A 24,137-nucleotide genomic window follows, 5' to 3' on the forward strand; every position below is an offset into this window, starting at 1 on the left:
CCAAGATTCGCGCCGGGGACTACCCGTCTAACTCAATCCGCCAAACAGGGTCGTAACGGAACCGTCATCAAAGACCTCACGAATCGCTCGCGCGAGCAGCGGCGCGATCGACAGGACCGTGATCTTGTCGAGGCGCTTCTCCGGCGGCAGCGGCAGCGTGTTCGTCAATACGAGCTCGCTGATCCGGCTGTTCTTGAGCTTTTCTGTAGCCGGGTCGGAGAGCAGCGCGTGCGTCGCGGCCACCACCACGTCGGCGGCGCCCGAGTCGTACAGGATGTCGGCGGCCCGGGTGATAGTGCCACCCGTATCGATCATGTCGTCGACGATCAGGCAGACCCGCCCCTCGACGTCACCCACGACCCGGTTGGCGACCACCTGGTTGGGCTTCATCGGGTCACGCGTCTTGTGGATGAACGCCAGCGGGCAGCCGCCCAGCCGGTCGGTCCACCGCTCGGCGACCCGCACCCGGCCCGAGTCCGGTGCCACCACGGACAGCGGACGGCCGGCGTACTTGCGCTCCACGTACCCGGCGAGCGTGTCCATCGCGAAGAGGTGGTCGACCGGACCGTCGAAGAAGCCCTGGATCTGCGCGGTGTGCAGGTCGACCGTCAGGATCCGGTTGGCCCCCGCGGTCTTGAGCAGGTCGGCCACAAGGCGCGCCGAGATCGGCTCCCGGCCGCGGTGCTTCTTGTCCTGCCGCGAGTACGGGTAGAACGGCAGCACCACGGTGATCCGCTTGGCCGAGCCACGCTTCAAGGCATCGATCATAAGGAGGGTCTCCATGACCCACTTATTGACGCCCTGCGAGATCGACTGAACGACGAACGCGTCCGAGCCACGCACGGACTCCTTGTAGCGCACGAAGATCTCGCCATTCGCGAAGTCGTACGCATCGGCGGGGGTGGGAGCGACTCCCAAGGCCGCCCCAATCTCGTCGGCAAGCTCCGGAAAACCGCGGCCTGAGAAGAGCATCAGGCTCTTTCGGTTTTCCGCGACGATACTGCCCATCGGCTATCGCTCCAGTGGGTCGGTTGGGGTCTAACGAGTCACTCGGTTGCAGTATCTCCCGAGGTCAACCCATCTCGCCCGGCATCGTCCCCGTCGTGCGGAGTCTCACCTCGCGCCGCTCTCGCGCGAGCCGCCGCTTCTGCGGATGGGGTGCCCGGACGCTTACTCTCCGTCCAGCCCTCGAAAATGCGCAGTGCCCCAGCGGACACCGCGAGCGCGCCGGGCGGCACGTCCTCGCGGACGACCGTGCCAGCACCCGTGTAGGCGCCGTCGCCTACCTCGACCGGTGCCACGAACATGTTGTCCGAGCCGGTACGCGCGTAGCTGCCGATCACCGTACGGTGCTTGTCCACCCCGTCGTAGTTGACGAACACGGAGGCCGCGCCGATATTCGTGTGCTCGCCGATCGTGGCGTCACCCACGTACGACAGGTGGGGTACTTTCGAACCCTCGCCGAGCTCCGAGTTCTTTGTCTCCACGAACGTGCCCACTTTGGACTTGCGGGCCAGCCTCGTGCCCGGGCGCAGGTACGCGAACGGCCCCACGCCCGCCTCCGGACCCACCTCGGCACCGACCGAGTGCGTACGCACCACGGAGGCGCCCGCGCCCACCACCGTGTCGATCAGCGTGGTGTCCGGGCCGACCGTCGCACCGGCGGCGACGGAGGTGGCCCCGCGCAGCTGCGTATTTTGGTCCAGCAGCACGTCGCGCTCCAGCGTCACGGTCACGTCGATCCACGTCGTCGCCGGGTCGAGGATCGTGACCCCCGAGCGCATCCAGGCCCGGTTGATCCGGTCGCGCAGCAAGGCCCGCAACCCGGCCAGCTCCGCGCGGTCGTTGCAGCCGAGCGTCTCGGTGGCGTCCGCGGCCACGTGCACACCCACCGGCTTGCCGTCTGTCGCGAGCAGCCCGAAGACGTCGGTCAGGTACTCCTCGCCCTGGTCGTTGTCGGTCGACAGCTTGCCGAGCGCCTCGCGCAGCAGCGCGCCGTCGAACGCGTAGATGCCCGCGTTGATCTCGCGGATCGCGCGCTGCTCCGCCGTCGCGTCGCGCTCCTCGACGATCCGCTCGAGGCGGCCGGACTCGTCGCGCACGATACGACCGAGCCCGGTCGGATCGGCCACCTCGGCGGCCAGCACGGTCGCGCCACAACCACCCGCCTCGTGGGTCTCGACGAGGTCCCGAACCGTCTCCGGGCGCAGGAGCGGCACGTCGCCGTTGAGCACGACGACGGTGTCACCGACGTCGCCCGCGGCCTCGATCGCGATCCGCACCGCGTGCCCCGTGCCGTGCTGCACCGCCTGGAGCACCGGCTCGGCGTCCGGCGCCACCTCGGCGAGGTGCGCCTTGACCTGGTCGGCACCGTGGCCGACGACGACGAGCGTGCGCTGCGCCTGAATCCCGGCGGCGGCGACGAGCACGTGGCCGGCGAGGGTGCGGCCGAGCAGCGGGTGCAGCACCTTCGGAAGCGCCGACTTCATCCGCTTGCCCTCACCGGCGGCAAGGACGACGACGGTACGGGATTGCGAGGATGTCACGAGCTAGCTCCCTCAGGGATGTCTGCGGGTTGCTGCCTCATGCTAGTCGCGCGCGAGCTGGCCGCTGCGGGTGGCCCGTTGTCGCGATCCGGACACATCCGGACATCAGCGACAGCTCGGCTGCCAGGACTCGAACCTGGAACATACGGACCAAAACCGCAGGTGTTGCCAATTACACCACAGCCGACTGCTTTCGCGCCTGACAGCGTAGCGCTCGACAGATCACAACGGGAAACTACTTCGCCGGCTTCGCTGGTACGTCTGCTGTTCGCCAAAGGGGTTGGCGGCGCAGAAACGGGGCATCAACCCCTGTCAGACTACGGTCCCGTAAGTTACGGTGACGTAGGCGTAGCTTGACGCCCCCCGGACGCCAAAAGCCACACCACCAGCTCAGCGAGGTGCCATGAACACCGCCACCCTCGACGACACTCCTGTCAACAGCCCCAAGCCGCTCACCGATGGCAAGCAGTCCAGCGGCATCCTGATCGGCCTCTGGGCCTTCGTGGTGATCCCGTTCCTCGCGGTCTTCGCTGCCGTGCCCGTCGCGTGGGGCGGCTGGCTCTCCTGGACCGACGTCGCGATCTTCCTGGTGATCTACACGGTCTCCGGCCTCGGCATCACCGTGGGCTTCCACCGCTACTTCACCCACGGGTCGTTCAAGGCCAAGCGGTGGCTGCGGGTGACGCTGGCGGTCGCCGGCTCGTTCGCTGTCGAGGGCAACATCACCCAGTGGGTGGCGGACCACCGCCGGCACCACATGTTCTCGGACGTGGAGGGTGACCCGCACTCGCCGTGGCGGTTCGGCACCAGCTTCTGGGCGCTGACCAAGGGCCTCTGGTTCGCCCACATGGGGTGGCTCTTCCACCGCGAGCTGTCCAACCGTGACCGCTTCGCGCCCGATCTGGTGGCCGACAAGGACATCAGCAAGGTCGACCGGCTGTTCCCGCTGCTGGTGACGATCTCGATGCTGGCGCCGGCGGTCATCGGCGGGCTCGTGACCTGGTCGTGGATGGGAGCGCTGACCGCGTTCTTCTGGGCCGGGCTGGTGCGCGTCGGCCTGCTGCACCATGTCACCTGGTCGATCAACTCGATCTGCCACGTCTACGGCGAGCGCCCCTTCGAGGTGCGCCAGGGTGACCGCGCGGCCAACTTCTGGCCGTTGGCGATCCTGTCGTTCGGCGAGAGCTGGCACAACCTGCACCACGCGGATCCGACCTCGGCCCGTCACGGCGTGCTGCGCGGCCAGATCGACATCTCGGCCCGCACCATCTGGATCTTCGAGAAGCTCGGCGCGGCCTCGGATGTGCGCTGGCCGAAGCCGGAGCGCATCGCGGCGAAGCTGGTAAAACCTTCCTCGTGACTGACAGTCCGAGCGCCAACGGGGCGGCGCCGGCCAAGACCGGCAGCCGGGTGCGGATGTCCGCGGCGCAGCGTCGCGAGCAGCTGATCGCGATCGGCCGCGAGCTTTTCGCGGAGCGCGGGTTCGACGCGACCTCCATCGAGGAGGTCGCGGCCCGCGCGAAGGTCTCCAAACCCGTCGTGTACGAGCACTTCGGCGGCAAGGAAGGCCTGTACGCGGTGGTGGTCGACCGCGAGGTGCGGGCGCTGCTGGACCGGATCACGAACGCGCTGACCGCCGGGCACCCCCGGGAGCTGCTGGAGCAGGCGGCGCTGGCGCTGCTCGACTACATCGAGTCGGAGACGGCCGGCTTCCGCGTGCTCGTGCGGGAGTCGCCGCTGATGTCCGCGACGGGCAACTTCAGCAGCGTGATGAACGACGTGGCGCACCAGGTGGAGCACATCCTGGGTGCCGAGTTCAAGACGCGTGGGTACGACCCGAAGCTGGCCGAGCTTTACTCGCAGGCGCTCGTAGGCATGGTGGCGCTGACCGGCCGCTGGTGGCTGGAGGTGCGCAAGCCGCGCAAGGACACGGTGGCGGCCCACCTCGTCAACCTGGCGTGGAATGGCCTGTCCCACCTGGAGGCGAAGCCGGTCCTGCTCACTCGTCGCGCGAAGTAGTGGGTACCGCCTCGATGTGGCGGCGGAAGCGCGCCTCGGCCTCGACGTCTTCAGACGAGCCGACCTTGTCGTAGAAGCCGGCGGTAAGCGCGAACAGCCCGAAGACGAACGAAACGATCACCGTGGACATCGAGAAGTTGAGGAAGTTGGCGTCGGTGCGCAAGAGCACCATCATGGTCAGCCCGACGACGATGAAGACCAGGCCGGCACCGAGGTTGAGCATGTGTTCGATGTTGCCGCCGACCACCGCGCCGATGGCCAGCACCGCACCCCAGATGATCGAGACGATGGCGAAGGCCAGGTTGGTGCGCAGGCCGAGCACCCACTTGCCGTCCTGGGCGAAAAGCGGCTCACCCGCGGTCTGAACCACGCCGAGGATCCCGAAGGCCAGGATGTACAGGCCGATCAGGCCGGCGAACGTGCGCCACAGCGGTCGCAGCGGGTGATTGATCGGGATGTGCGCCATACCTGGATTGTCATCCCCGCCGCGACCTCTCCGCAGCGCAACGGCTACTCCAGGAAGAGCCTGGCCTCGCGCGACGCCTGCGCCTGCTCCTCGGTGCCGAGCTTGCCGTACATGGCGGCCGTCAGCAGCACCAGCGCCAGCACCATCGTCACGATGACCGTGGGCATCGTGAAGCTGAGGTAGTTGGCGTCGGTGCGCATCAGGGCGAGCCCGGCCAGGCTGAGCGCGGCGAGCGCGTACCCGAACAACTTGTTGATCGCCACGTCGGCGTTACGGCCGACACCGATGCCGATCAGGATGATCAGCCCTACCGCGATCGAGATGACCGAGTAGCCGAGGTTGGTGCCCTGCCATAGGGCCTCGGCGCCGTTCTGGGCGAAGAACTCGTCGCCGCTGGTCTCGATCAGCCCGAGGACGCCGAAGATGATCAGGTAGAGGCCGGTCAGCCCGCCGAGCGCCCGGTAGGTGGGCCGCAGCGGGTGGTTGACGGGAAAGTGCGCCATGGCCGCTGATTGTGGACTATCGCCCTCGACGGGTGCCGGGCAGCCCCGCTATCCGTGATCTGGCACCTGATCGGCGAGCGCCAGCCAGGCTTCCTCGGCCTCGGCCCGCTCTGCCTGTACCGCCTTGAGCTGCGCGTCCAGCTCGGCGATCCGGGCGTAGTCCGTGGCGTTTCGGGCCATCTCGTCGTGCAGTGTCGCTTCCCGCTGCTCCAGCTTGGAAACCGCACGCTCCAGCCGGGACAGCTCCTTGCGCGCCGCCCGTACCTCGCCGGCGGAGGGCCGGTCGGCGGTTGGTGCCGGTGCGCGCGGCACTTCGGGTACGGAACCGGTGGCCGGCACCGAGGCCAGGAACTCCTCGACGCCGTTGACGAGATGGCGGAGCCGGCCGTCGCCCATCAGCGCGTACACGGTGTCGGTGACCCGCTCGACCAGGTACCGGTCGTGGCTGGCCACAACGAGGGTGCCGGGCCAGGTGTCCAGCAGGTCTTCCAGCGAGGCGAGCGTGTCGGTGTCGAGGTCGTTGGTCGGCTCGTCGAGGATCAGCACGTTGGGCTCGCCGGCGAGCAGGCGCAGCATCTGGAGCCGCCGCCGCTCACCCCCGGAGAGGTCGGACACGGGTGTCCACACGCGACGGTCGGTGAAGCCGAACACCTCGGCGAGCTGGGTCGCCGAGAGCTCCCGGTCGCCGAGCTTGACCCGCTTGGCGACCTCCTCGACGGCTTCGAGCAGGCGCAGGTGCCCAGGGAGCTCGGCGAGCTCCTGGGAGAGGAACGCGGTGCGGACGGTGGCGCCGATCCGAACCGTGCCCTCGGTCGGCTCGATCCGCTGGGCCAGCAGCCGCAGCAGCGTGGTCTTGCCGGCACCGTTGGCGCCCAGGATGGCGATGCGGTCACCCGGGCCGACCTGCCACGTGACCCGGTCCAGGATCTTCTTCGGCCCAGCGTGGAGAGTGACGTCCGCCAGGTCGTACACCTGCTTGCCCAGCCGGGCGGTGGCGAGCCTTTGCAGGGAGACGGTGTCGCGCGCCGGTGGGACGTCGGCGATGAGCGCGTTTGCCGCGTCGATCCGGAAGCGCGGCTTGGAGGTGCGGGCCGGCGGGCCGCGCCGCAGCCAGGCGATCTCCTTGCGGAGCAGGTTTTGCCGGCGGGCCTCGGTGGCCGCGGCGACCCGCTCGCGCTCGACCCGGGCGAGGGTCCAGGCCGCGAAGCCGCCTTCGTAGGCCCGCACCGTCTGGTCGCCGACCTCCCAGGTGGCGGTGCAGACGGCGTCGAGGAACCACCTGTCGTGGGTGACGACCACGAGCGCACCGCGGCGGGTGGTGAGGTGGCGGGCCAGCCAGTCGACGCCGGCCACGTCGAGGTGGTTGGTGGGCTCGTCGAGGATGAGCAGGTCGGCCGCGCGGACCAGCAGCGCGGCGAGCGCGACGCGCCGCCGCTCGCCGCCGGACATCGGCCCGACCGGCTGGTCCAGGCCGAGGTGGGGCATCCCCAGACCATCGAGGATGGAACGGACACCGGCATCGCCGGCCCACTCGTGCTCGGCGCCGAACCCCTCACCCAGCCACGCGGTACCGATCACGACGTCGTGGACGGTGGCGTCGGCGGCCAGGTCGAGCGACTGCGGCAGCGACGCCACGCGCAGGTCACGCCGGTGGGTGACCCGGCCCGCGTCCGGCTCCTCGCTCTTCGTGAGCAGCCGCAGCAGCGTGGACTTGCCGGCCCCGTTGAGCCCCACGACGCCGACCCGGTCGGCGTCGTCGAGCCCGAGGGAGACGTCGGTGAGGAGAGGGCCGGCCGCGCCGTACCCCTTGGACACCCGGTCCAGATTGACGATGTTGGCCATCAGATGACGCGGGCTCCAGGGACCGGTCCGTGCGCTGTCCGGGCGACGCGGCACGTCTCGGCCGCGGTCAGCTCTTCGGCGATGCGGGTGCCGTGCGGCCCGTCCGCCGCGAGGAAGACGCAGGTCGGGCCCGACCCGGAGACGAGGCCGGCGAGGGCGCCGGCGGCGTGGCCGGCCTTGAGCACATCGGCGAGGCCGGGCCGGAGCGAGAGCGCCGCGGCCTGGAGGTCGTTGTCGAGCGCCGCGCCGAGCACGGCCGGGTCGCGCTGCCGCAGCGCGGCGAGCAGCTGGTCGGCGGTGCCGAGCAGCGGGTTGCTGGCGTGGCCGGGGAGGCGCGGCGCCTGGCCGGACTCCCGCAGCCGGTCGAGCTCGCGGTAGACGTCCGGCGTGGACAGGCCGCCGTCGGCGATCGCGACCACCCAGTGCCACGAGTTGGGCCGGGCGAGCACCGGGCTGACCGCCTCGCCCCGGCCGGTGCCGAGGGCCGTGCCCCCATACACGAGGAAGGGCACATCGGAGCCGATGCCGGCGGCGACGGTGGCGAGCTCGTCACGGGAGAGGCCGAGCCCCCACAGCGCGTCGCAGGCGACGAGCGCGGCGGCCGCGTCCGCGCTGCCACCGGCGAGGCCGGCCGCGAGCGGGATCTGCTTGCGCAGGTGGAGGCGGGCGTGGGCGGGCACCTTCGCGTGGGCGGCGAGGGCGCGGGCCGCGCGGATCACCAGGTTGCTCTCGTCGAGGGCCAGCTCACCGGCGCCCTCACCCTCCATCGTGAGGGTGAGCGTGTCGCCGCGGCGGGCGGTCAGCTCGTCGTACAGCGAGATCGCGTGGTAGACGGTGCTGAGCTCGTGATAGCCGTCCACCCGCAGGGGCCCGACGCCGAGATGCAGATTGATCTTCGCGGGTACGCGTACCTTCACCGGCCCGGACGCCGCAAGGCGCGGCCGGTCCAGCTCCTCGTCCGGCCGCCAAGCCTCGGTCACGGAGTGATGTCCTGCACTCGCGCTCGCACGTGGTCAGCCTACTCGGCGGCCCGGCTCGGTACGGGCGCGGCAAGCGCTATGGCGGCGAACTGGTCCACGGTCAGGGACTCCCCACGCGCGCCCGGATCGACCCCGGCCGCCTCAAGCATGGCTCCCGCACGGTCGGCGCCGCCCGCCCAGCCGGCCAGCGCGGCGCGGAGGGTCTTGCGCCGCTGGGCGAACGCGGCATCGACGACCGCGAACACCCGCTCGCGCGGAGCGGCCGGCGGCTCTCGCCTGGTGAAGGCGACGAGGCCGGAATCGACGTTCGGTACGGGCCAGAAGACGCTCGGCGGTACCCGGCCGGCGGTGCGTGCGCTCGCGTACCAGGCGAGCTTGACCGACGGCACCCCGTACACCTTGGAGCCAGGGCCGGCCACCAGCCGGTCGGCGACCTCCTTCTGCACCATGACCAGCCCGTGCCGCAGCGTGGGCAGCTCGGCGAGCAGGGTGAGGACCACGGGCACGGCAACGTTGTACGGCAGGTTGGCCACCAGCGCGGTCGGCACCGGGTCGAGCTCCGCGGCGGTGACCCGCAGCGCGTCCGCCCGGTGCACAGTGAGGTTGCCGGGGTGGCCGGCGGTATCGGCGAGCGCACCGGCCAGTACCGGGTCGATCTCCACGGCGTGTACGTGACGGGAGACCGGCAGCAGTCCCAGGGTGAGCGACCCGAGCCCCGGCCCCACCTCGACCACGACGTCGTCCGGGTCGAGCGCGGCGGCCGACACGATGCGCCGCACCGTATTGGGGTCGTGCACGAAGTTCTGGCCGAGCCGCTTGGTGGGCGCGATGCCCAGCCGCGCGGCCAGCTCCCGGATCTCCGCCGGGCCGAGCAGGTCGGTCACCACGGTCCGAAGACGCGGTCGCCGGTCGCGGAGATCGCGGCGCAGAGGTCGTCGAGGTCGGCCCCGGTCGTTTCCGCCAAGGCGCGGACGGTCAGCGGAATCAGGTACGAGGCGTTGGGCCGGCCACGGAACGGCATCGGGGTCAGGTACGGCGCGTCGGTCTCCACCAGCATCTGCTTGATCGGCGTCACCCGGGCCGCGTCGCGCAGGGCCACCGCGTTGGCGAAGGTGACCGTGCCGGCGAAGCTCAGCAGGTACCCCCGACGGACGCACTCGGCCGCGAAGTCGGCGTCCCCAGAGAAGCAGTGCAGCACCACGGTTTCCGGCGCGCCCTCGTCGTCCAGGATGCGCAGGATGTCCGCATGTGCCTCCCGGTCGTGGATCACCAGCGCCTTGCCGTGCCGCTTGGCGATCGCGATGTGCGCGCGGAAGCTCGCCTCCTGCGCGGCCCGCCCCTCGTCGCCGGTGCGGAACGTGTCCATCCCCGTCTCGCCGATGCCGCGTACCCGCTCGTCGGCCGCCAGCCCCTCGATCACCCGAAGAGCCTCGTCTAGCTGGGCGCCGAGGCGGGGTGCCTCGTTGGGGTGCAGCGCCACGGTCGCGACGACGGCGGAGTGCCGGGCGGCGAGATCGACACCCAAGCGCGAGGACTCCACGTCGACGCCGACCTGCACCAGCCGGTCGACGCCCGCGGTGGCGGCGAGCCCCACGAGCTCCGCCACCCCACCGGGCGCCCCCTCCTCGGCCACGGTGATGTCCAGGTGCGTGTGGCTGTCGATCACGGGAACCGCCAGCGGCTCCGGTGCCGGCGGAAACTCCCCTTGGCGCTGGCGTCGCGTACTCCTCATCGCGCCCAGCATCCCACGCGTTCCGCCGGCTCCGTTCACTGGCGTTTACCTAGTCCTGTTGCGTCGTGCCAGGTGTCACAGGCAGGCGTAACCCAGCGTTCACCCACCAGCACAGGCTGCGCCCTATTGTCAGGCGGGTGACAGTTACCCCCTCGCCGACGCAGCCGCACATGGCTGGGGCAGGGCTGCATGTCACCTTCGAGGGGGTCGTCTACCCGGCCGAGGAGCTCGCCCACGGCGCGGCCTTCGAGCTGTTCAGCTTCGACCCGACCGACGGCTTCGAGCGCAACCCCCGGCCCGGCTCCGCGCACCCGTGGCACCGTTTCGTGCACGTGACCGAGGTGACGGCCGTGCAGGGCATGCGCCCGGCCACACCCGACGGGCCGGAGACACCGCTCATGGTGCCGCTCAACCGGGCCCTCGGGTGGCGCGACATCCACACGCTCAGCCAGTCCCCGGTCTACGCGCACGACCCGACGATCAGCGGCATCCGGCGCACCGCGACGATCCGGCGCGGCACCCGCATGTTCAAGGTGCTTTCCGCCCGCCAGCTCAACGGTTACCTGCGGGGCTGGCTGCCGCACGGGTTCTGCTACCGCGAGCACGACATCGCCCACCTGCGCACGCCGGCCGACCTCGCGCTGCTGCGCACCGATAGCGAGTCGACACGCGACGACCCGGACGTCGTCTTCGCGATCCGGTGGCGGGCCGTCGATCCGTATGACTTCGAGGTCCCGCTCGGCGACAACCACCGCGGGCTGGTCGGCATGCCCTCGCACGACCGGATGGGTGCGCCGGTGCTGGGCACAGGGTTCACCCCGAGCGGTCGGTTCGTGATCCCCGAGTTCGTCACCACCGACCTCGCCGACCTGCCGCTGCCGGCCAATGCCACCCTGCTGGCGTATACGCCGGACGGCACCGAGGTCGTGCTGTATACGTACCAGCCGGAGCAGCGAGGCTGGCTGCGCATGGTCGGCCCGCAGTGGCGCCACCTGCTCAACGGGGTGCCCGACATCGTGCCCGAGCAGGAGTACGTGCCGAGCGACGAGAAGACCAAGTCCACCCGCCTGGTGGGGCGCTACCGCGGCCAGGAGTACGAGGCGGTGGCCGACCCGCCCGGCGAGTTCCGGGTGCTGGCTATGACGCGGGCGGCGCGCTACCCGGTGGAGGCGCTGGCCCGCCGCGCGTCGTATGCGCGGTGGCGGGGCGCCGACTGCCTGGTGCTGCGCCAGGAGTCGGGCTGGACCCGGCTGCGCTTGTGCCGTCCCAACCCGGACAACGTGGCGGCCCTCGGCGCGCAGTGCTACGAGCGGGGCATCTACGAGGCGTGGGCGCCAGCGGCCGAGATCACCGACCACCGCACGGTCAACATCGAGTACGCGCTCGGCTAGCCGGGTCGCGCTGGCTCATTTGAGGCCCACGGCCCGCAGGATCTCCTCCAGCGGCATCGACCGCACCGCCGCGCGTACCAGGCTGATCGTCCAGCCGGGCAGGTCGCCGCGCTGCTCGATGTCGTCGAGCGCCTTGTTGGCCGCCGCGCGCACGGTGCGCTCCACGGTCTCCAGGTCCCACTCCACATCGGCGAAACCCGGCTGCCCGGCCAGCGCGAGCAGGAAGCGCTCGCGGGACAGGCCGAGCTCGCACGCCGCGCCGTGCAGCGCGCCGTAGGCCACGCGCTGGACCAGTGCGTCCACGCCCTCGCCCGGGTACGGGTCGGCGGGTGCCGCGCACGGGTCGGTCTCCTGATAGCGCCCGTAGTCGCGGGCACCGGCGGCCGCCTCCGCGCCGACCAGGGCGGGCCCGGCCAGGACGAGAACGGCAAGGATCGCCGTCGGGGCGGCACGCGACCGCGCGTATCCCATCGGGGTCTTGCGGACGCCGAAAGCGGCCAGGATGGTCAGGAGAGCGAGCGCGGCGGCGGCCAGGAAAGCCGGGCGGAACGCCCGGGTGAGCACGGCGCTGAGCCGCTGGTCGACCTCCTCGACCACGGCGGTGGCCGCGGCGCTGCGGTCGGTGGTGTCGACGACGGCGGCCAGGTCGGGCACGGCCCCACGCGGCGCCTCGGCGAACGTGTCGCGCACAGAGAGCGCCAGCGACAGCTTCTCCTGCACCGGCATGCGCGCGTCGAGCAGCACGCCGGTGCCGGTGACGACGGCCTGCTCCGCGCCGTCGGTGAGCGTGCCGGCCAGCAGCGGCGCGATGACGACGAGGCCCAGCACCAAGCCGGCGTGCTTGGCCGCCACCACCGAGCCGCCGGAGCGCACGAGCGGGGCCGAGGCGGGCACGGCGGCCGACGAGAGCACCCGCGTCACCACGCCGGAGCCGGCGCCGCACAGGAAGAGGGCCGCAGCCGCCCAGGTCAGGCTCGCTGCGGGCAGAAACGCCAGGCCGAGCAGCCCTGCGGAGAGCGCGAGCGTGCCGCCCACCACGCGGACCGCGGGGCCAGCGGTCGCGGTCAGGCGGCTGGCGACGATCGTGCCGGCGGGCAGCGCCATCATCACGAACGCGGCGGCCAGCGGGCTGAACCGCCAGATCTCGACCAGCAGCAGCACGCCGAGGAACAGCGCAGCGACAAGACCGGCGAAGAGCGTGACGTAGCCGGCGGTCGCCCACAGTGGATTTGTGGAGGGTCCATCGGACTCGGGCTCGAGCTCCGGCGTACGCGACGTGGCGAGCACCGCGAGCGCCAGCAGGGCCACCGGCACCTGGGCGATAAAGATCACCCGCCAGTCGAACGCCTCCGTGAGCGCCCCGCCCAGCGCCGGCCCCACGGCCAGGCCGGCGGTCGCGGCGCCGCTCCACAAGCGACGGCCCCGATCGCGGCCCACGTGTGCGCTGAGCAGCTCAAGGGCGCCGGCCAGCAGCGCGGCCGCCCCGATGCCCTGCACCACCCGGCCGGCGAAGAGGCCGGCCAGCGAGCCGGTGACGCCGCACCATGTCGAGCCGGCGGCGAAGAGCACGAGCCCGCCCAGGGTCAGGGGTCTGGTCGGCAGCCACCGGCGGACGAGGATCAAGGCCACCGCCGCGACCGTGACCGCCACCGCGTACCCGGTCAGGACCCAGGAGACGCCGACGATCGTGGTGTCGAAGCGCGCGTAGATCGCGGGTAGCGCCAAAGCGACGATCGACGCGTCGGCGAACGCCAGTGCCACGGCACCGGTCAGGGCAGCGGCCGGTGTCTTCACACCTGCCAGTCTTCCGGGTACGCGGCTCCGCACGACACCCTGAAATCTGTCGGGGTGCCGCCTACTCCCCCGGGTCTACTCCCGTGGGTCTAGGCGGGCCAGCTCCTCGTCGACGATCGACGGATCGAGCTTGCGGAAGACCGGCTTCGGCGTCGCGAGCGAGCGACCAGCCTCGATCGGTACCGACTCCCAGCGCGCACCGACGGTGTAGTCGCCGGTCAGGATCGGGTACGACGGGCCGCCGTCCAGATCCTCCACCTCGACGATCGAGGGCATCGGCGCGTGCACACCGGTACCGCCGAGCAGCTCGTGCACCCGCTGCGCGCTGTGCGGCAGGAACGGGGTGAGCAGCGTGTTGCAGTCGCTCACCGCCTGGAGCGCCACGTGCAGCACCGTGCCCATCCGCTCCGGGTCGTCCTTCATCTTCCAGGGCGCCTGGTCGGACAGGTACTTGTTCGCCTCGCCCACGACCCGCATCGCCTCGCTGATCGCCTGCTTCTGGCGGTGCTTTTCGATCAGGCCACCCACCTGCGCGAACCCCGCCTTCGCGGTCTCCAGCAGCGCGCGGTCCTCGTCGGTCAGAGGGCCAGCGGGCGGGATCGCGCCGAAGTTCTTGGCGGCCATCGAGACCGAGCGGTTGACCAGGTTGCCCCAGCCGGCCACCAGCTCGTCGTTGTTGCGCCGCAGGAACTCCGCCCACGTGAAGTCGGTGTCCTGGCTCTCCGGCCCGGCGACCGCGATGAAGTAGCGCAGGGCGTCCGCGTCGTACCTGTCGAGGAAGTCGCGCACGTAGATGACGACCTGGCGGGACGAGGAGAACTTGCGCCCCTCCATGGTCAAGAACTCGCTGGAGACGACCTCGGTCGGCAGGTTGAGCCGGCCCAGGTCGCCCGGCTCGCCGCCGCGGTCGCCCTCGCCCGAGTACCCGAGCAGCAGCGACGGCCAGATCACCGAGTGGAAGACGATGTTGTCCTTGCCCATGAAGTAGTAGCCGCGCGCGTCCTTGCCCGCGCCGTCCGCCTCCCACCAGCGGCGCCACGCCTCGGGGTCGCCGGAGCGGCGGGCCCACTCGATCGAGGCGGAGAGGTAGCCGATCACCGCGTCGAACCACACGTAGATCCGCTTGTCGCTACGATCGCGCCAGCCCTCCAGCGGGATCGGCACGCCCCACTCAAGGTCGCGGGTGATCGCGCGAGGCTGGAGGTCGTCGAGCAGGTTCTTGGAGAAGCGCAGCACGTTGGGGCGCCAGCCCTCGCGGGTGTCCAGCCACTTGCCGAGCGCCTGGGCGAACGCGGGCAGGTCGAGGAAGAAGTGCTCGGTCTCCACGAACCGCGGCGTCTCACCGTTGATCTTGGAGCGCGGGTTGACGAGGTCGATCGGGTCGAGCTGGTTGCCGCAGTTGTCGCACTGGTCGCCGCGCGCGCTGTCGTACCCGCAGATGGGGCAGGTGCCCTCGATGTACCGGTCGGGCAGCGTGCGCCCGGTCGACGGCGAGATCGCGCCCATCGTGACCTTGGGAACGATGTACCCGTTGCGGTACAGCCCTCGAACAGCTGCTGCACGACGGCGTAGTGGTTGCCGGTGGTGGTACGGGTGAAGAGGTCATACGCCAGGCCGAGCCCGTGCAGGTCTTCCACGATCACCCGGTTGTACCGGTCGGCCAGCTCGCGCGGGGTCACGCCCTCCTTGTCGGCCTGGACCTGGATGGGCGTTCCGTGCTCGTCGGTGCCGGAGACCATGAGCACGTCGTGTCCGGCCATCCGCATGTACCGGCTGAACACGTCGGAGGGCACCCCGAAGCCGGAGACGTGACCGATGTGGCGCGGGCCGTTGGCGTACGGCCAGGCGACCGCCGCGAGAACGTGACTCATAGCGCCCAAGCGTAGGCCCTTGCCCATGGCCGGTACGGGGTCCTCCCAGCCCGACCCGCAACAGAGAATCGCCCGACACGCGCAGAGCGTTACGCGGCCAGCGCCACTTGCCGTTGTCCAATGAAAGTTGTGACCGGATCAGCGCCGCAACCAGGCGAAACGCAGCCGCCCGACACACCGGCCGGGAGCAGTCCGTGGGCGTCGGACGGTCCGGATGGCGCTTGGTGGCGCGGCGACGCGGCAGCCGCGGCGGCGAGATTCGCCGCGGTGCGCCCCATCGACCCGATCCCGCCGGCCCCGACGGTCACCCTGCGCCCACCGCCCGGCGAGCCCTTGACGCCCGACGGCCCGCTGGCGCCGACCGCGCCGGCCTCGGCAGGCGTCCTGTCCGGCGGCCCGCCCGCGGACGCCGACCCGCGGCTCGACAGCGCCGAACCGCCTGCCGAGCGGCCGTTCTGGATGCCTGTCCAGGACATGTCGCTCGGCTCGCGCCGTCCGCCCATGCGTGGGCGCCCCGGACGGCCGCCCAAGCCGCCCCGCCGGCCGGCCACGGGGCTTATCGCGCTGCTGGTGTTCGCGCTGCTGGCGACGTTTTTCGCGTGGGTCAGCGCCGAGCCGCTCTGGCTGGCGGTCGGGCATGGCGACGAGGGCACCGCCACCGTGACCGAGTGCACCGGAAACGGGGTGTCGCAGCGGTGCCTTGGCGAGTTCACGGCGGAGGGTGGCGCCTTCACGGCCGAGCGGGTACGGCTGCTCGGCGTCGGCGACCGGGGCGGCGCGGGCACCATCGTGTCCGCCAAGATGGTGGGCTCGGACAGCGGCCGGGCGTACGTCGACGCGGCCAGTGACGTCCTCCTCCACCTGCGCTGGGGGCTCGGCATGGGCCTGGTCCTGCTCTGCGGCATCGGCATCGTGTGGGCCACCGGCGCCCTGCGCCTCGAAAGCGGCCGCGCCCGGCGCCGCGCCACGCTCGCCGGCCTCGCCGCCCCTCTCCTCGTCGCGGTCGCCTTCCTCGCCGCCACCTTCTGAAGCCGCGACCTTCTGAGCGGCCTGAATCCGGCAGCACGCCTAGCGGGCGGCGTGCACCACCTCGTACACCTCGCGCCGCCGCAGCCCGTACTCCTCGGCCACCGCCGTGATGGCGTCGCGCCGGGTGGTACCCGTGGCCTCCAGCCGGGCGACCGCGGCCCGGACCTCGTCCGCGGCCGGTGCTTCCCGATCGGCCGGCGCGGCTCCGCCCACGACCAGGGTGATCTCGCCGCGCGGCGGGGATGCCGCGGCCCAGGCGGCCAGCTCGCCGAGCGGGCGGCGGAGCACCTCCTCGTACGTCTTCGTCAGCTCCCGGCACACCGCCGCAGATCGCTCCGCCCCGAACGCCTCGGCCAGGTCGGCGAGGCAGGCGGCCACCCGGTGCGGCGCCTCGAAGAAGACCATCGTGCGCGGCTCGGCGGCCAGTTCGCGCAGCCGGCCGCGCCGGGCACCGCCGCCCCGGGGCAGGAAGCCCTCGAAGCAGAACCTGTCCGCGGGCAGCCCGGAGACCGCGAGCGCGGTGGTGACCGCGCTGGGGCCGGGGGCCGCGGTGACCGGCACCCCGGCGTCGAGCGCCGCCCGCACGAGCCGGTAGCCCGGGTCGGACACGCTCGGCATGCCACCGTCCGTGATCAGTGCGACGAGCGCACCCTCCCGGAGCGCGTCGACCAGATCCGGAGTACGGCGTTCCTCGTTGCCCTCAAAGTAGGAGACGATCCGGCCGGGGACGTCGATCTCCAGGTCGCGCGCCAGCCGGGTCAGCCTGCGGGTGTCCTCGGCCGCCACCACGTCGGCGGTGGTCAGGGTCGCGCGCAGTCGGGCGGACGCGTCGGCGGCATTGCCGAGCGGCGCACCAACCAGCACTAACCTCCCGGTTTCGGACGTTTCACCCACAGTCAACGGCCTTTCATCGATAATCATGGAACCAACACATGGGCAGTGCGCGCCAGATCACACTCCGGCAGCCTACGATCGCGGGGTGACCCCGGCGGCGACAGCACAGACAGCCAGCCCCACGGCACCGGAGGCCGCCCCTGAGGCGGCCGAGACCACCGGTGCCGTAGCCGATGGCGAAGACAGGCCCGCGAGCGAGCCGGAGCGTTCCGGCGTCGCCGAGATCGTGCGGCGGCGTCTGCTGCCGTTCGAGGCGCGCCTTGATCCGTATTCGTGGCTGGCGACCGGCGTCATCGTGCTCATCGCGGGCATCCTCCGGCTGGTCAACCTCGACCGGCCAAAGGGCCTGATCTTCGACGAGGTCTACTACCCCACCGACGCCTGGGACATGTTGCAGCACGGCGTGGAGTGGGACGAAAAGAACAACGGCCCGGCCTACGTCGTGCACCCGCCGCTCGGCAAGTGGATGATCGCGATCGGCGAGCAGATCTTCGGGTACAACGAGTGGGGCTGGCGGATCTCCGGCGCTGTCATCGGCACCCTCTCCATCCTGATCATGATCCGGGTCGCCCGCCGGATGTTCCACTCGACGGTCCTGGGGTGCGCGGCCGGCCTGCTGATGGCGCTCGACGGGTTTCACCTCGTGCTCTCCCGCATCGCGCTGCTCGACATCTTCCTGATGTTCTTCATCGTGGCCGCGTTCGGCACGCTGGTGATGGATCGCGACTCGCGGCGTGCCCGCTGGCTACGCGCGCTGGAGGGCGGCCTCGACCCCACCGCGCCCGGCCCCGCAGGGCGGCTGCCCATCGGTGTGCCGTGGTGGCGCATAGCCACGTTCGCACTGCTCGGCTGCGCGTGCGCGGTCAAGTGGAGCGCGATCTGGTTCGTGCCGGTGTTCGTGCTGATGATCGTGCTGTGGGAGGTGGGCGCGCGCCGCTCGGCGGGTGTGGCCCGCCCGTGGCGCGACACGTTCATCGGCGAGACCGGCTGGCTGGCGCTGGGCGGCGTGGTGATGGTGCTGACCTACACCGCGAGCTGGTCGGGGTGGTTCTTCACCGACGAGGGGTACTTCCGGCACTGGCTCGCCGACAACGGCCAGTCCGAGCCGCCGATCATCGGGCCACTGCGCAACCTGTGGCACTACCACGTCGAGGCGTACAAGTTCCACAGTGGGCTTGACGACAAGCACCAGTACCAGTCGTGGCCCTGGCAGTGGCTGCTGCTCGGCCGCCCGATCGCGTTCCACTGGACCACCGACGGTGCCTGCGGGGCATCCAGCTGCGCCTCGCACATCCTGCTGCTCGGCACCCCGCTGCTGTGGTGGTCGTTCATCCCGGCGCTGGTCGCGCTGACCTGGTTCGGCATCGCCCGCCGCGACTGGCGGGCCGGCGCGATCCTGCTGAGCGTGGCGGCCGCCCTGCTGCCGTGGTTCTACTTCGCCACCCAGCACCGCACGATGTTCGCCTTCTACGCGCTGCCGGCCGAGCCGTTCCTGGTCCTCGCCGTCGTGTACGTGCTGGGCGCGATCATGAATCCGGCCAGATCCCTGGCCACCAGTGACGGCGGCGGCTCCACCGAGTCGGGCGTCGACCGGCGGATGGTCGGCGCGGTGGTCGCCGGCGCCTATGTGCTGCTGGTCGCGGTCTGCTTCGCGTACTTCTATCCGATCTACGTCGGCCAGTTCATCCCGTACGAGGACTGGTCGGCCCGGATGTGGCTAGGCAGCCGCTGGATTTAGGGGCTGGACGTGTACGGGGAGCTCGACAAGGCCCCGGGTACGGAAGGTCGGGCGCCAGCGCAGCTCCTCCTCGGGCACGGCCAGGGTCAGGTCCGGCAGGCGGCGCAGCAGCGTACCGATGGCGACCCGCGCCTCCAGCCGGGCCAGCGGCGCGCCCAGGCAGTAGTGGATGCCGTGGCCGAGCGAGACGTGCGGGTTTTCCGCGCGGGCCAGGTCGAGCACGTCACCGCCGGCCCACCGCTCCGGGTCACGGTTGGCCGCCGCCAGCCCCAGCAACACCGTCTCGCCCTTGGGGACGGTCACCTCGCCGATCGTCACGTCCTCGGTGGGAAAGCGGCGGATTGACACCGGCGCCGGCGCCTCGTACCGAAGGATCTCCTCCACGGCGGCCGGCAGGAGCGACTCGTCGGCGCGGAGCGCTGCCGCCCACGCGGGGGCTGAGTTGGCTGCGCTCGCTCCGCTCGCTGTCGTCCCGGGCTGCCGGCTTCCGCCGCCCTCGTCGCTGCGCTCCTCGGAACGGCGGTCGCCAGCCCCCGGGCCGGCCAGCAGCGCCAGGACAGCGTTACCGATGAGGTTGACGCTGTTCTCGTACCCGGCGAAGAGCACCAGGAACGCCAGCGACGTCAGCTCGTCCTCGGAGAGCCGGTCGCCCTCGTCGCGCGCGGCGATCATCGCGGAGAGCAGGTCGGTACCGGGCGCCGCTCGGCGGTGCGCGACAAGACCGGCGAAGAAGTGGTGGATCGCCACGATCGCCGCGCCGGCCGCCTCCCGCGAGCCGGTGACCATGTCGTTGGTCCAGCCGCGCAGGCGGGCGAGGTCTTCGATCGGCACGTCGAACATCTCACCGATCACGCCGATCGGGAGCGGCTCGGCGTACGCGGCGATCAGGTCCACCGGCCCGCTCGTGGGAAACGCGTCGAGCAAACGGTCGGCGATGCCCTGCACGCCCGGCCGCATCTCCTCCACCCGGCGCGGCGTGAACGCCTGACTCACCAGCGCGCGGATCCGGGTGTGCTGGGGCGGGTCCATGTTGAGCAGGTTGGCGTCGAGCGCCGGCGGCAGCCTGAAGCCAGCCCACCCGTGCGCGTGGCGCTTGTCGAGGGAGAGCCGCGGGTCGGCGAGTGCCGCCCGGACCTCGGCGTACCGCGTCACGAGCCAGACGGGTGACCCGTCCGGCAGCGTGATCTTCCGTGCGGGTCCCACGTCATGTGTCACATTGCCACCTCGGTCTCTTCGGCGGGCAGTGCGTCGCGGCCGGCAACGGCGGCGGCCACGACCGGCGAGCCAGCGTAGGCGCGCGAGACGCGCACCAGCCGGGCCACCTCCTCGGCCAAGTCGGTGCCCTCGTCCAGGCGGGCCGGCATGGCGTCCTCTTCGACAGCCGGCTGCGGCGCCCCGTGACCGTACGCGCGCACCGCGCCGCGCAGCCGGGCCGCCTCCATCACCGCGGCCAGGTCGTCGGCCCGCATCCCCAGCCGGGTACCGATCCGTCCGGCCCGATTGGCGGCGGCCTCGTCCAGGTATGGGCGGAGCGCCAGCGAGCCGTCGTACAGCTCGATCACCCGCCGGTACAGGCGGCGGTCCAGGTTGGACAGCGGGGCGGCCACCGGCGGCTCCAGGGCGATCTGGGGCATCAGCCGGTGCAGGTCCGACCAGAGCGGCTGGAGCTGCCGGTACTGCCGCCGGCGGCGCAACCACCCGCGAAACTCGGACAGCCGCGGCCCCACGCCGGCATCGTGAGCCCGAGGATGACCAGAAGGGCGCCGAGGCTGGCCGCCGGTGGCGCGATCGGCTCCCACCGCCTGATGTCGGCACCCACCTGAGCACCGATCACGTCGGCGACCCGTACGGCCGAATAGACCAGCCCGCTCGCCGCGCCGACCGCCGTGGTTCGCAACCCGCGCCGGAGCCAGGAGCGGCCGGCGACCCGCGCGTACGGCCAGCAGAGCCCCACCACGTCGACCATGCCGAGCGCGAACGCCGACAGGTAGACCAGCAGGTACGCGGCGAAGATCGGGTGGCCGGCGTAGGTGGCCACGAAGTCCGTCGTACGCGGCTCGGTCGGCCCGGCGGCGAGGAAGAGCACCACGAGCGCGACCCCGGTCACCACGAGGAAGGCCAAACGGGTGCGGGTCCGCTTGCGGGCCGCCTCGGCCGGGTAGACCCACCACAGCACCAGCAGCTGCACGGTGCCGGAGAACGCGACAACGCTCAGGTGGGCCCAGAGGGCGGCGAGGTTGGCCACGCCCGTGATGCGGTCGAGCCAGCCCCACACCGCCGGCGTCGAGACGGTGAAGGTGGAGCCGAGCAGGGCCAATGCGGCGCACACGGCGACCCGCGACGGACTGCGCCCACGGCCCAGGTCGCGGATCTTGACGGCGAGGCCGATCCAGGCCACCGCCGCCAGTGCTGGGTACAGCACCTCGTTCACGGGCTCACCCTAGTGAGCGCTCGATCCGTGCCACCACATCCGCCGCGTCCATCGGCACGTGCCAGGTGCGCTCCGGTGCCCACGAGTGCGCCCGCTGAAGCAGGAGCTCGGCGATGATCTCGGCCTCGGCCTCCTCGCGCCGGTCGTAGCCCGCGTCCCGGGCGAGCGCCTGCCGCACCACGACGGGATCCAGTGTGGACAGGAGGGAGGGCGGGCCGGGCGCGGCGTCACCGACCTGGTCGGTCGTGTGGCCGGCGATCAGATGCCCCAGCTCGTGGGCGATGATGTGCTGCTGGTGCAGCGGGCGGGTGCCGCTGTCGTAGCAGAGGTAGTGCGCCCGCGTACCGCTGATCACCAGGCCGGAAGGGCCGTCCGCGGGCATCGGGACGGGCAGCAGGTGGATCGGCTGGCCGATCCGGTCACCCACCTCGCGGCACAGCGCCTCCGCGTCGAACGGCACGGGCACCTTGATGTCCCGCACGAGCCGGGCGCAGCGGCGGCGCATCCGCCGCCGGTCGTCATTGCCCTCATCCCGGCTCAGCCATGGGGTCATGCGGGGCCCCCGCGGGATCCTGACGCTTCCCGACCGGACTCGCCGCGCGATGCGTCCGGCTTGGCTTCGTCGCTCAGCCCCTCCAACTCGAGGCAGCGGTCGACGACCTGCTGGACGAGCTGCTGGCTGGCCTCGGAGAGCCCGGCGCTCGCAAGGACCGTGCGCAGCGCGACCCGCTTGGCGCCCAGCTGCCGCAGGCTGGAGAGCAGCTCCAGGTCGCGGTCGGTGCGACGGGTGACCGCCTCGTCGAAGAAGTAGGCCGGCGCGACCCCGAAGAACCCGGCTAGCGCCTGGAGGTGGCGCATCGTGGGGTTGGTGCGCTCACCACGGCGGAGCATCCACAGGTACGTGGCCGACATGCTCTCGCCGCCGTCGCGGATCGCCGAGGCCACCTCTTCGTTGCTGTACGGCCCGCGGCCACCCGGGTGGATCGTGCGGAAGAGCTGATTGATCTTCTCGGCGAGGGTACGCGGCTCAGCGGAACTCGTCACCGGGATCACCTCCGAGGGAGCGGTCCAACCGGTGTGGACCAGAAGCTCGTCCCGGCCCACACCGGTGACCGCCGCCGACACGCGCCCTCGGCGCCCTTGCGGAGACGAGAGCGCCCCCGTTATGGCCGACGGTCCGGGACAACTCTCGCGACCAAGGGGGCACAATGTCAACTGGTGTGAAAGAAACTCAACCGGAACGTTCATGGCAGTTGATACCGGGAATATCAGCGGGTCAGCGGACAGGCATGATCTGTGGCGGAGTTAGAAGGATCTTGTGCCCGGCTATGTCCGATATGCCCAAGCGCAAGATCCAGGCGGGCTGGCGGAGCCTGACACAAAGAGGCGCGCCCCGATCGCCTGCCACGGGGGAAGCGGGCGATAGGGGCGCGCACCGGTCAGCTTAGTCATCCCGGATCGACCGCACAACAGGTCACCGCTGGTCAGATTTCTGACGCGACGACCATGACATCGATCACAGTCCCTCTAAGGTTCGCCTTGCCTATGCGATTTGTCAGACATGTACGAACAAGACGGAGGTTTGCCGACGTGCCCAGACGGGCCCGGTCTCACGTTTTGAAGAGATCTTGAGGTTTCTCGGATCCGACCCGGGACGACATGCATTGAATCGTTATCATCCGGACAGTACCCACATTCCGGGTGGGGCATTGCGGCTGCTCACGGCGCTGCATAAACGCGCGTGGAGCGCCACACCGCAATTTTGGACAATTCTTTGCACGATTCTGGTGCCCCATTGAAAGGACAGGAAATGGGGGCCCCTTGACATCCGATCTTTACGCTCCGCTGGTGACTCGCCCGGATACGCTCCTGACGTGGAGGCGGTAGAGCGGCTGCGGGCGATATGCGGGGCGTTACCGGAGGTGACCGAGCGTCCCAGTCACGGCGCGCCGACCTGGTTCGTGCGCGGGAAGAGCACGTTCGTGACGCTGTGGCAGCACGGCCACCACGACAACGACTTCCCGCACCTCTGGTGTGCCGCGCCGCCCGGCGTGCAGGGCGAGCTGACCGCCGAGGCACCTGAGCGCTTCTTCCGCCCACCGTACGTAGGGCACCGAGGCTGGCTCGGCGTCCGACTCGACGGGCCGGTCGACTGGGCGGAGATCGCCGAGCTCTGCGAAGACGCGTACCGCACTGTGGCGCCCGCGACCCTGGTCAGGCGGCTGGACGCCTAAGCTCAGCCAGCCACCGGGCGCCCCCATATTTCCAGCCGTGCGTACGCGGGCTGCCACTCGTCCCGGTAGGACGCGAGCAGCGGCGCCGGCAGCCCGCCGAGAATCTGCTCGGTACGCGCCGGGTCAACGCTGTCCAGCATCCAGGGCAGGTAACGGGACAGGTCGGCACCGATCCGCGTACGGTGCAACTCGCCGAAACGCGCCCACTGCTCCCGGTCGAGGGTGGCCCCGATCAGCGGCAGGGCCTCCTTCTCCTCGTGGCGCAGGTGCCCGCCCAGCCCGCTGGTGAGCGCGTCGACGAGCCCGCCGAGCCGCTCCAGCCCCGAGTCGCGGTCGGCCAGTGCCGCGTCCACGCTTTCCAGGAGCGGGTCGATGGCGGCGTGCTCGGCCTCCATCGCGTCGAGCAGGGCGAGGTCTTCGGGCTTCTCGGCGAGAGCCTTCTGGAGCGGCGGCCAGAGCGCGTCGTCCTCCGAGGTGTGGTGCACCCGCAGGTAGTCCTTGAACATCTGCCAACCGACGGCGGTACGCAGCACGGCGCGGGGATCGGCATCCTGGCGCGCACTGATGCGCGCGATCCGCTCCACCTCCCGCCGCAACGCGTCGTGGAAGGCGTACATCATCGTCATATCCAGCGTGGCCATGTGAGGCTCCCCGTTCGATAACGTTA

General features: G+C 71.0%; 20 protein-coding genes, 1 tRNA gene and 2 pseudogenes. 6 read left to right on the forward strand and 17 right to left on the reverse strand.

Going from position 1 to position 24,137, the window contains the following annotated elements; all coding sequences use genetic code 11:
- Nucleotides 1-27: 27 nt before the first annotated feature.
- From Pflav_RS30465 to Pflav_RS30475, 3 genes are all read right to left on the reverse strand, one after another.
- Complete coding sequence (locus tag Pflav_RS30465; RefSeq protein ID WP_173040147.1) at nucleotides 28-1,008, reverse strand: ribose-phosphate diphosphokinase; 981 nt, start codon at nucleotides 1,006-1,008, stop codon at nucleotides 28-30.
- 38 nt (nucleotides 1,009-1,046) lie between these two features.
- Complete coding sequence (gene glmU, locus Pflav_RS30470) at nucleotides 1,047-2,489, reverse strand: bifunctional UDP-N-acetylglucosamine diphosphorylase/glucosamine-1-phosphate N-acetyltransferase GlmU (protein WP_232072759.1); 1,443 nt, start codon at nucleotides 2,487-2,489, stop codon at nucleotides 1,047-1,049.
- Nucleotides 2,490-2,661: 172 nt separating this feature from the next.
- Nucleotides 2,662-2,733, reverse strand: a tRNA-Gln gene (locus Pflav_RS30475).
- Between the two features lie 216 nt (nucleotides 2,734-2,949).
- On the opposite strand from Pflav_RS30475, the gene Pflav_RS30480 reads away from it, so the two are divergent.
- Together Pflav_RS30480 and Pflav_RS30485 are read left to right on the forward strand one after the other, a co-directional pair.
- On the forward strand, nucleotides 2,950-3,906 hold the full coding sequence (locus tag Pflav_RS30480) for an acyl-CoA desaturase (RefSeq protein WP_173040151.1): 957 nt from the start codon (nucleotides 2,950-2,952) through the stop codon (nucleotides 3,904-3,906).
- Between the two features lie 56 nt (nucleotides 3,907-3,962).
- On the forward strand, nucleotides 3,963-4,565 hold the full coding sequence (locus tag Pflav_RS30485) for a TetR/AcrR family transcriptional regulator (protein WP_173042720.1): 603 nt from the start codon (nucleotides 3,963-3,965) through the stop codon (nucleotides 4,563-4,565).
- Here Pflav_RS30485 and Pflav_RS30490 read toward each other — a convergent pair.
- From Pflav_RS30490 to Pflav_RS30515, 6 genes are read right to left on the reverse strand one after another with little or no spacing between them, the layout of a single operon-like run.
- Nucleotides 4,546-5,031, reverse strand: coding sequence for a DUF4383 domain-containing protein (locus Pflav_RS30490; protein WP_173040153.1), 486 nt, complete (start codon nucleotides 5,029-5,031; stop codon nucleotides 4,546-4,548). The two genes, Pflav_RS30485 and Pflav_RS30490, sit on opposite strands and share 20 nt — an antisense overlap.
- A gap of 44 nt (nucleotides 5,032-5,075) precedes the next feature.
- Nucleotides 5,076-5,534: a DUF4383 domain-containing protein gene (locus Pflav_RS30495; RefSeq protein ID WP_173040155.1), complete on the reverse strand. Its 459-nt coding sequence runs from the start codon at nucleotides 5,532-5,534 to the stop codon at nucleotides 5,076-5,078.
- 48 nt (nucleotides 5,535-5,582) lie between these two features.
- Nucleotides 5,583-7,376 carry an ABC-F family ATP-binding cassette domain-containing protein gene (locus Pflav_RS30500; RefSeq protein WP_173040157.1) on the reverse strand — a complete coding sequence of 598 codons (1,794 nt, stop codon included), beginning with the start codon at nucleotides 7,374-7,376 and terminating at the stop codon, nucleotides 5,583-5,585.
- Nucleotides 7,376-8,356 (reverse strand): 4-(cytidine 5'-diphospho)-2-C-methyl-D-erythritol kinase, encoded by a 981-nt coding sequence (locus Pflav_RS30505; protein WP_173040159.1) that lies wholly within the window; start codon nucleotides 8,354-8,356, stop codon nucleotides 7,376-7,378. The genes Pflav_RS30500 and Pflav_RS30505 overlap by 1 nt, the downstream gene beginning before the upstream one ends.
- A 38-nt stretch (nucleotides 8,357-8,394) precedes the next feature.
- Entirely contained in the window at nucleotides 8,395-9,240 is an 846-nt protein-coding gene (rsmA, locus tag Pflav_RS30510) for a 16S rRNA (adenine(1518)-N(6)/adenine(1519)-N(6))-dimethyltransferase RsmA (protein ID WP_173042721.1), read from the reverse strand.
- Complete coding sequence (locus tag Pflav_RS30515) at nucleotides 9,237-10,100, reverse strand: TatD family hydrolase (protein ID WP_173040161.1); 864 nt, start codon at nucleotides 10,098-10,100, stop codon at nucleotides 9,237-9,239. The genes rsmA and Pflav_RS30515 overlap by 4 nt, the downstream gene beginning before the upstream one ends.
- Nucleotides 10,101-10,225: 125 nt before the next feature.
- Between Pflav_RS30515 and Pflav_RS30520 the strand changes: the two genes are divergently transcribed.
- Nucleotides 10,226-11,479 carry a hypothetical protein gene (locus Pflav_RS30520; protein ID WP_415624346.1) on the forward strand — a complete coding sequence of 418 codons (1,254 nt, stop codon included), beginning with the start codon at nucleotides 10,226-10,228 and terminating at the stop codon, nucleotides 11,477-11,479.
- 15 nt (nucleotides 11,480-11,494) lie between these two features.
- Here Pflav_RS30520 and Pflav_RS30525 read toward each other — a convergent pair whose 3' ends face one another.
- Nucleotides 11,495-13,273 (reverse strand): MFS transporter, encoded by a 1,779-nt coding sequence (locus Pflav_RS30525; RefSeq protein ID WP_173040163.1) that lies wholly within the window; start codon nucleotides 13,271-13,273, stop codon nucleotides 11,495-11,497.
- Nucleotides 13,274-13,348: 75 nt separating this feature from the next.
- Nucleotides 13,349-15,171, reverse strand: a pseudogene (gene metG / locus Pflav_RS30530) (methionine--tRNA ligase).
- Nucleotides 15,172-15,411: 240 nt separating this feature from the next.
- Here metG and Pflav_RS30535 point away from each other — a divergent pair.
- Complete coding sequence (locus Pflav_RS30535; RefSeq protein WP_180201284.1) at nucleotides 15,412-16,173, forward strand: hypothetical protein; 762 nt, start codon at nucleotides 15,412-15,414, stop codon at nucleotides 16,171-16,173.
- 39 nt (nucleotides 16,174-16,212) lie between these two features.
- Here the strand turns inward: Pflav_RS30535 and rsmI are convergent, their stop codons facing one another.
- Nucleotides 16,213-17,094: a 16S rRNA (cytidine(1402)-2'-O)-methyltransferase gene (gene rsmI / locus Pflav_RS30540; RefSeq protein WP_377307784.1), complete on the reverse strand. Its 882-nt coding sequence runs from the start codon at nucleotides 17,092-17,094 to the stop codon at nucleotides 16,213-16,215.
- Here rsmI and Pflav_RS30545 point away from each other — a divergent pair.
- Nucleotides 17,093-18,805 (forward strand): dolichyl-phosphate-mannose--protein mannosyltransferase, encoded by a 1,713-nt coding sequence (locus Pflav_RS30545; RefSeq protein ID WP_173040169.1) that lies wholly within the window; start codon nucleotides 17,093-17,095, stop codon nucleotides 18,803-18,805. The two genes, rsmI and Pflav_RS30545, sit on opposite strands and share 2 nt — an antisense overlap.
- On the opposite strand, the gene Pflav_RS30550 is transcribed toward Pflav_RS30545, so the two are convergent.
- From Pflav_RS30550 to Pflav_RS30570, 4 genes and pseudogenes are all read right to left on the reverse strand, one after another.
- The gene (locus tag Pflav_RS30550) at nucleotides 18,785-20,020 is read right to left on the reverse strand and encodes a cytochrome P450 family protein (RefSeq protein WP_173040171.1); all 1,236 of its coding nucleotides are present in this window, start codon (nucleotides 20,018-20,020) and stop codon (nucleotides 18,785-18,787) included. The two genes, Pflav_RS30545 and Pflav_RS30550, sit on opposite strands and share 21 nt — an antisense overlap.
- Nucleotides 20,017-21,236 (reverse strand): annotated as a pseudogene (locus Pflav_RS30560) (MAB_1171c family putative transporter). Before Pflav_RS30560 ends, Pflav_RS30550 begins: the two are co-directional and overlap by 4 nt.
- Nucleotides 21,237-21,240: 4 nt before the next feature.
- Nucleotides 21,241-21,789: an ImmA/IrrE family metallo-endopeptidase gene (locus Pflav_RS30565; protein ID WP_173040178.1), complete on the reverse strand. Its 549-nt coding sequence runs from the start codon at nucleotides 21,787-21,789 to the stop codon at nucleotides 21,241-21,243.
- A complete protein-coding gene (locus tag Pflav_RS30570; RefSeq protein ID WP_173040180.1) occupies nucleotides 21,786-22,280 on the reverse strand; it encodes an XRE family transcriptional regulator in 495 nt (164 codons plus the stop codon). The genes Pflav_RS30565 and Pflav_RS30570 overlap by 4 nt, the downstream gene beginning before the upstream one ends.
- An 830-nt stretch (nucleotides 22,281-23,110) precedes the next feature.
- Here Pflav_RS30570 and Pflav_RS30575 point away from each other — a divergent pair.
- Nucleotides 23,111-23,470 carry an MmcQ/YjbR family DNA-binding protein gene (locus Pflav_RS30575; protein ID WP_173040182.1) on the forward strand — a complete coding sequence of 120 codons (360 nt, stop codon included), beginning with the start codon at nucleotides 23,111-23,113 and terminating at the stop codon, nucleotides 23,468-23,470.
- Between the two features lie 2 nt (nucleotides 23,471-23,472).
- Here the strand turns inward: Pflav_RS30575 and Pflav_RS30580 are convergent, their stop codons facing one another.
- Nucleotides 23,473-24,111, reverse strand: a complete 639-nt coding sequence (locus Pflav_RS30580) for a hemerythrin domain-containing protein (RefSeq protein ID WP_173040183.1) — start codon at nucleotides 24,109-24,111, stop codon at nucleotides 23,473-23,475.
- Nucleotides 24,112-24,137 lie beyond the last annotated feature (26 nt).

This window comes from Phytohabitans flavus (assembly GCF_011764545.1).
Classification (GTDB): domain Bacteria; phylum Actinomycetota; class Actinomycetes; order Mycobacteriales; family Micromonosporaceae; genus Phytohabitans; species Phytohabitans flavus.

What these genes read in the sequence shown, in the direction of transcription:
- Pflav_RS30545 (WP_173040169.1), top strand. Translation starts at nt 17,093, where the DNA reads ATGGAACCAACACATGGGCAGTGCGCGCCAGATCACACTCCGGCAGCC.
- Pflav_RS30500 (WP_173040157.1), bottom strand. Translation starts at nt 7,376, where the DNA reads ATGGCCAACATCGTCAATCTGGACCGGGTGTCCAAGGGGTACGGCGCG.
- Pflav_RS30565 (WP_173040178.1), bottom strand. Translation starts at nt 21,789, where the DNA reads ATGACCCCATGGCTGAGCCGGGATGAGGGCAATGACGACCGGCGGCGG.
- Pflav_RS30515 (WP_173040161.1), bottom strand. Translation starts at nt 10,100, where the DNA reads ATGCTGGGCGCGATGAGGAGTACGCGACGCCAGCGCCAAGGGGAGTTT.
- Pflav_RS30485 (WP_173042720.1), top strand. Translation starts at nt 3,963, where the DNA reads ATGTCCGCGGCGCAGCGTCGCGAGCAGCTGATCGCGATCGGCCGCGAG.
- Pflav_RS30495 (WP_173040155.1), bottom strand. Translation starts at nt 5,534, where the DNA reads ATGGCGCACTTTCCCGTCAACCACCCGCTGCGGCCCACCTACCGGGCG.
- Pflav_RS30480 (WP_173040151.1), top strand. Translation starts at nt 2,950, where the DNA reads ATGAACACCGCCACCCTCGACGACACTCCTGTCAACAGCCCCAAGCCG.
- Pflav_RS30465 (WP_173040147.1), bottom strand. Translation starts at nt 1,008, where the DNA reads ATGGGCAGTATCGTCGCGGAAAACCGAAAGAGCCTGATGCTCTTCTCA.
- Pflav_RS30490 (WP_173040153.1), bottom strand. Translation starts at nt 5,031, where the DNA reads ATGGCGCACATCCCGATCAATCACCCGCTGCGACCGCTGTGGCGCACG.
- glmU (WP_232072759.1), bottom strand. Translation starts at nt 2,489, where the DNA reads ATGAAGTCGGCGCTTCCGAAGGTGCTGCACCCGCTGCTCGGCCGCACC.
- rsmI (WP_377307784.1), bottom strand. Translation starts at nt 17,094, where the DNA reads ATGATTATCGATGAAAGGCCGTTGACTGTGGGTGAAACGTCCGAAACC.
- Pflav_RS30580 (WP_173040183.1), bottom strand. Translation starts at nt 24,111, where the DNA reads ATGGCCACGCTGGATATGACGATGATGTACGCCTTCCACGACGCGTTG.